The organism is Fundidesulfovibrio sp. (genome assembly GCF_058402725.1).
The window spans coordinates 1-6,236 of sequence record NZ_JBZVFJ010000170.1 but is presented as its reverse complement, the minus strand read 5'-3'; the positions used below and the strand labels follow the sequence as shown (position 1 = coordinate 6,236).

General features: G+C 69.7%; 5 protein-coding genes. 1 reads left to right on the top strand and 4 read right to left on the bottom strand.

Features of this window, described 5'->3' with window-relative positions; genetic code table 11:
• The 4 genes from ACV4UX_RS16400 to ACV4UX_RS16385 form a co-directional block, all read right to left on the bottom strand.
• A partial coding sequence (locus ACV4UX_RS16400) for an FAD-dependent oxidoreductase (RefSeq protein WP_491594358.1) occupies positions 1-1,461 on the bottom strand: 1,461 nt, incomplete at its 3' end.
• A gap of 184 nt (positions 1,462-1,645) precedes the next feature.
• On the bottom strand, positions 1,646-2,017 hold the full coding sequence (locus ACV4UX_RS16395; RefSeq protein WP_491594357.1) for a response regulator: 372 nt from the start codon (positions 2,015-2,017) through the stop codon (positions 1,646-1,648).
• Positions 1,992-3,662, bottom strand: a complete 1,671-nt coding sequence (locus ACV4UX_RS16390; RefSeq protein WP_491594356.1) for a sensor histidine kinase — start codon at positions 3,660-3,662, stop codon at positions 1,992-1,994. Before ACV4UX_RS16390 ends, ACV4UX_RS16395 begins: the two co-directional genes overlap by 26 nt.
• A gap of 1 nt (position 3,663) precedes the next feature.
• Complete coding sequence (locus ACV4UX_RS16385) at positions 3,664-4,785, bottom strand: ABC transporter substrate-binding protein (protein ID WP_491594355.1); 1,122 nt, start codon at positions 4,783-4,785, stop codon at positions 3,664-3,666.
• 172 nt (positions 4,786-4,957) lie between these two features.
• Here ACV4UX_RS16385 and ACV4UX_RS16380 point away from each other — a divergent pair, with 172 nt between their 5' ends.
• Positions 4,958-6,169, top strand: coding sequence for a methyltransferase domain-containing protein (locus ACV4UX_RS16380; protein ID WP_491594354.1), 1,212 nt, complete (start codon positions 4,958-4,960; stop codon positions 6,167-6,169).
• The last annotated feature ends 67 nt before the right edge of the window (positions 6,170-6,236 follow it).

The following is a 6,236-nucleotide window of genomic DNA, read 5'->3' as shown; positions in this document are numbered from 1 at the left end:
GCAGTCCAGGAAGAAGCAGGAGCCGTCGTTCTCCTCCAGCCTGCGCGTGAACTCCTCCGAGGAAATGCCCTGGTTCATGCCCGCCAGCATGTTCTCGGCCACCGTGCCCACGGTGTTCACGATGTCCATGGCCGAGGAGAACGGCGGCGAATAGGGATATTCAAGGATGGACAGGTCCTCGGCGGTGCAGCCTTTCTGCATGAGGGCCGCCACGGCCCCCACGCGCCCGGCCAGGGCGTCCCCCGAAGGGCCGAAGCCCTGGATGCCCAGCACCGCGTGGGTGGCGCGGTCCACGGTCAGTTCCAGGGTCATGAGCTCCTTGCCCGGGAAGAAGTGCGCCCGGTCGAACTGGATCACCAGGGCTGCCAGGGCGTCGAAGCCCTCCTGGCGGGCCTGCCCGGGCGTGAGCCCCGCTCCGCACAGGAAGCGGTCGAACACCTTCACCGCGAAGGAGCCCACGGCTCCGGGGAACACGGCCTTGCCACCGGCCAGGTTGCTGCCGATCACCCGGCCCTGGCGGTTGGCCATGGAGCCCAGGGGCAGGTTGAAGGTCTTGCCCGTGACCAGATGGCGGATTTCCACGCAGTCGCCCCCGGCGAAGATGTCCGGGTCCGAGGTGCGCAGGGTCTCGCCCACGAGCACGCCGCCGCGCGGGGAAACCTCCAGCCCGGCCGCCCGGGCCAGTTCGCCGTTGGGGATCACCCCGGCGGCCAGCACCACCAGGTCGGCCTCCAGCACGCCCTTGTCCGTGATTACGCGCTCCACCTGGCCCTCGCCCTCCAGGGCCAGCACCTTTTCGCCGAAGCGCAGCTCCACGCCCTTCTCCGCCAGGTGGGCCTGGGCCATGCGCGCCAGCACGGGGCTCACGTTGCGCGGCAGCACGTGGTCCATGATCTCCACCACGGCCACCTCCAGGCCCCACATGTCGGCCAGGGCCTCGGCCACCTCCAGCCCGATGAAGCCCGAGCCCACCACCACGACCTTGCCCGCCTTGCCGGAGCTGACGCGGTCGCGGATGGACTGGGCGTCGCGCAGGTTGGCCACGGCGTGCACGCCGGGGAGATCCTCCCCGGGGATGCCCAGGCGGCGGGGCCTGGCCCCGGTGGCCAGCACGAGCTTGTCGTAGGCGATGTCGCGCTCGGTCCCGGACTCCAGGTCGCGCACGCGCACGCTTCTGGCCTGGCGGTCGATGGCCAGGGCCTCGGTGCGGGTGAGCACCTCGATGTCCTTGCAGTCGTGGAAGAACTTCTCGTCGCGCACGAGCTTGAAGCTGGTGGTGCGCAGCTCGCGCAGGTCGGAAACGTCGCCGGAGATGTAATAGGGGATGCCGCACCCGCCGTAGGAGACGATGGCGTCGCGGTCGATGAGGGTGACGCGCGCGTCGGGGCGCAGGCGCTTGAAGCGGCAGGCGGCCTTGGGGCCGAGCGCCACCGCGCCGATGATCACAACATGTTCGCTCATGGGCTGGGGCTCCTCGATGGTTTCGGACCTTGTACGCCCGAAGGGGGCGCACGCCAAGGGCGGGGAGCCGGGAAATGCGGCCGGGGCCGCGCGCAGGGCGAGGCGGCCCGGGCGGACAGGCGCACGCAGGCCGCCCCCCCGGGGACGCCTGGGATGCGGCGCGGGAGGGTCCCGGGGCGCGGTTCTATTGGCAGGCGGCCGGGGAGCCGCCCAGGATGCTCTTGAGCTGGAAGATGTCGAGGGGTTTGCTCACGAAGGCGCGCGGGTTGGCGGCCTGGGCGCGGGAACGGGTCTGGTCGTCGCAGTAGGCGGTCACGAAGACCACATCCACCTCGCAGATGTCCTTGAGCCTGAGGGAGGTGTCGATGCCGTCGAGCTGCCCGTCCAGGCGGATGTCCATGAGCACGATGTCCGGGCAGAGGGCGGCGGAGAGGGTCAGAGCCTCCTCGCCGGAGGTGACGTTGCCGCACACCTCGTAGCCCAGTTTGCGCAGCATCTTCTCGGTGGCCATGGCGGCAATGACTTCGTCTTCAACGATCATGACTCGGGCGGACATGGCGATTCGTCTCCTTGATTGGAAAGGTGATGCTGAACGACGCTCCCTTACGGCCCTTTCCGACGATCAATTCGCCCCGCAGCTGGCGGGTGAGCTGAACGACCAGCTGCATGCCCAAGGTGGACGTTGTCTCAGGGTCGAACCCCTCCGGGAGACCAACCCCGTCATCGTCTATATCCAGCATCACGGAGGTGTCAACCTGGCGCACCCGGAGGTTCAGCGAGCCGCACCGGCCGCCGGGAAAGGCGTGCTTCATGGCGTTGGTCACCAGTTCGTTGAGTATCAGCCCCAGGGGCACCGCCTGGGCGATGCTCAGGCGCACGTCGCCTGCCTCCACCGTGTAGTGCACTTCAGGCCCCGCGCACAGCGAACTCATGAGACGCGAGACAAGCTGCCGCGCATACTCCCCGAACCAGACGTCGTCCAGGTTCTCCGAACGGTAGAGGGCCTCGTGCACCAGGGCCATGCAGGCGATGCGCTCGCGGCTGGAGAGGAAGGCCTCCAGGGTCTTGGGGTCGTCGATGTGCTCGCTCTGGAGGTAGAGCAGGCTGGAGATGATCTGGAGGTTGTTCTTCACGCGGTGGTGGATCTCGCGCAGGAGCACCTCCTTCTCGGCCAGCGAGGCCCTCAGGCGTTCATCGCCCTGGGCGATGCGGCCGGTCATCTCCTGGAGGGCCTGCTCGAAGCGGCCCAGCTCCCGGAAGGCCGGGGCCGCGCCCGCCCGGTAGACCTCCCCCGGCTCCAGGGCGTCGAGCCGCCCGGCAAGCTCCGCCAGGGGCCGCGCCACGTGCTTGGTGAGCCTCCCGCGCAGGGAAAGCGTGATGCCCACCAGGGCAGCCGCCATGGCCGCCGCGCCCACCGACACCGGCAGGGCCGCCGGGGCCAGGGCCTTGAGCGCCTGGGTGCGCACGAAGACCATCCAGCCCATCTCCGACACGTGGGCCCCGGACCCCACATAGAACACCCGGTTGTCCTCGTACACCAGGGAACGCGCCCCGCGTTTCATGGCCAGAAAGAGCGGCGAATCGCCCATGTTGCCCTGGCGCGCCACCTGCACCACGTCGGGATGGCAGACCAGGTTGCCGTAGCCGTCGCAGACGATCACATCGCCGCCCATGGCCACGGCCAGCTCGGTCATGTGCCCGGTGAGGGCGCGCAGGTCCACTTCGGCGGCCAGGACGCCGCCCCCCGCCAGGCGCACGGCCACCACCACCGAGATGTCGCCCCCCCGGCTGGACGGGATGGGCCGCGAGAGCAGGAGCCGGCCGCCTTCCTGATCCGCGAGGCGCACGGGGTACTCCTGGCCGCGCCCGCCTGCGGGCCATGCGTCCAGCACGATGCGCCGCGCGTCCAGGAGCACCAGGCGGTTGAAGAAGGGCAGCATGCCCATGAGTTCGCGCAGGGTGCGTCCCTGGCCCTGCCCCACCTCGGGGGCCAGGCGTTCCAGGGCGCGGTAGGCCTCGTCCAGGTGCTTGTCCACATACACGGCCATGGTGCGCGCGAATTGGGCGTTGCGCGCCTCCACGGCCTCCTTCTGCTGGTTGAGCAGAAACACCGCCAGGAGCGCCAGCCCCGCCAGCGCGGGCGCCAGGGTGCGCCGCAGCACGCTGCCCTGGATGATGCGCGAAAGGTCCTGGGCCTCCATGCTAGCCGCCCTGCCCGCTCACCGCCACGAAGCGGCCCTCGCGGATGGTGACGATGATCACGTCGCGGTTCACGTCGCCGGAAGCGTCCAGGCTGAACGGCCCCATGACGCCGTTGATCCGGCCCAAAGAGACCAGGGCCTCCCCGAGCCCCCTGCGCGAGCCGTCCGTGACGCGCAGGGCCTCGGCCAGCAGGCGCACGGCGTCGTGGGAGAAGGCCGCCGCGAAGTTGGGGGGCCAGCCGAAGCGCGCCTCGTAGCGGGCGCGGAACTGCTGGAACTCGGGAGCGGGGTTGTCCTCGGTGTAGCTGGTGGCGAAGAGGATGCCGTCCACGCTGGCCCCCCCGGCCAGGAGGATCTCCCGGGTGTAGGGCCAGGCCGGGCACAGGATCAAGGGTTTGACCCCCGCGAGGGACGCCGCCTGGGCGAAGGCCGCCACGTCGCGGGCGGAGGCGGCCAGGAGCACGGCCTCGGCCCCGGAGGCCTTCACACGCCGCGCCAGGGCCGTCCAGTCCGGTCCTGACCGGGAGGAGAACTCCTCGCGCCCCTTCACTTCGCCCCCCGCAGCCTGGAAATGGGCCGTGAAGGCCTCGTTGAAGGTGCGGGTGTAGGCGGCGTTGTCGGCGTCGCCCGCCACGAACACCCGCCCGACGTGCAGGCGGCGCGCTGCGTGGTCCGCCAGGGCGGCGGCCCAGCGGGCGCTTTCGGGGATCACGCGGAAGAAGTTGTCCATGAGCCCTGTTAGCTCCGGCGTGGCCGTGGTGGGCGAGACGAGGGGCACGCCCTGCCCCGACAGCATGGGCAGGACGGCCATGGTCTGGGCGCTGGTCATGTGGCCCACGATGGCCACGGCTCCGGCGTCGAGCAGCTCGCGGTCGGCGGTCAGGGCGGATTCGGGGGTGTAGCCGTCGTCGGCGGCCACAAGCCGGAGCCTCCTTCCGGCCACTCCGCCCGCGGCGTTGATCTCCTCCACGGCCAGCTGCGCGCCGTTGCGGCCCTGCACGCCCAGGTCCGAGGAGACGCCCGTGAGCTGGCCGGAAAAGCCTACCACGACCTCCTGGGAGACCAGGCAGCCGGAGAGTGCGGCCAACGCGAGGATCGCCAGGCACGTCGCGCGCAAAACCATCGGCTCCTCCTGAAATTTCCGAAAGGTATCGAAGCTTATGACAGATTGTTCCTTCTGACAACAACCGGACAGTGTTTGAGCCATTTGACTCGACCAGGAGACGTCTTATCCTTACCCCAGGCGTGTTCAGGTCTAACCCAGAACCCAATTCAAGGTGAGCAAGAAGGAGACAGTGTCCACGATCCACGACGGTTCCTACGCTTCCATCCAGTTTACACTGGCCTGGCGCAGCGCCGAGGCCACCCACGAAGAACGGTTCCTGGCCCGCAAGGCCAATCTCTGGCGAGACATCTTTCCTCCCGGTTTCAAGGATCTTCTCATGGGGCTCGGCGCGGGTCAGGGCGCGAGCGCTTCGTACGCGCCGGGGCGCGGCCTGCCAGGTCGCGACGTCTGCTGCGTGATGGAGTTGCCCCGCCGGGCCTTCCGGGGGCGTTCGCCCTCGGGCCGGGTCGTTGCGCCCCGGGCCGGGCGGTTCTATCCTCTCGGCTTTTTCGAGGGGCTGCCCGGCGTCTACCCGCAGGACGCGCGCCCGTGCCGCGTGCTCCACGCGGACGAGTCCCTGTTGCGCGTGGACCTGGGGCATCCTTTGGCGTGGCGCACCCTGGACGTGACGGCCCAGGTGCTTGAGGTGCGCGACAAGTCCTCGGACACGGGCGGACGGCTCTCCTCCTGGATGGAGGAGCTTTGCGACGGCGGTCCGGGTTTGCAGGCGCGGCGCGAGGACGGCAGCCCCACGGACTTCGCGGACGACGACGCCATGACCCGCCTGGACCCCTCGGACGACGCGCTCTTCCACGAGACGCCCCGGCTGGTGGACCACGTCGATTCCGGGGCGGCCCTGGTGCTGCGCGAAACCTTGATGCGCCGCGTGCGGCCCGGAACGCGCGTGCTGGACCTGATGGCCGGATGGCGCACGCACCTGGACCCTTGCGCGGGACTTCACGTGACGGGCCTGGGCATGAACGCGCAGGAGCTGGCGGCCAATCCGCTGCTTGCCGGGCGCGTGGTGCACGATCTCAACAAGAGCCCCCTTCTGCCCTTTTCGGACGCCTCGTTCGAGGCGGTGGTGTGCACGCTCGCCATCGAGTACCTGACGCATCCCCTCGAGGTGGTGGCGGAGTGCGCCCGGGTGCTGGCTCCCGGCGGCGAGCTGGTCATCGGCTTTTCCGACCGCTGGTTCCCCACGAAGGTTCCGGCGCTGTGGGTGGACCTGCACCCCTTCGAGCGCCTGGGCTGGGTGCTGGATCTTCTGCTGCGCGACGGGCGTTTCGGGGGCCTGTGGACCTTCACGGACCGCAACCGGTGGCGTCCGGCGGACGATCCGCACATCCGCGAGACCTTCACGGGCGACCCGGTGTTCGTCGCAGGCGGGCGCAAGTCCTGAGACGACCGCGCTTCCGCAGCCACATTCCATCCCGGACGATTCTCCCCCGCCCTGTCCCACCGCTTCG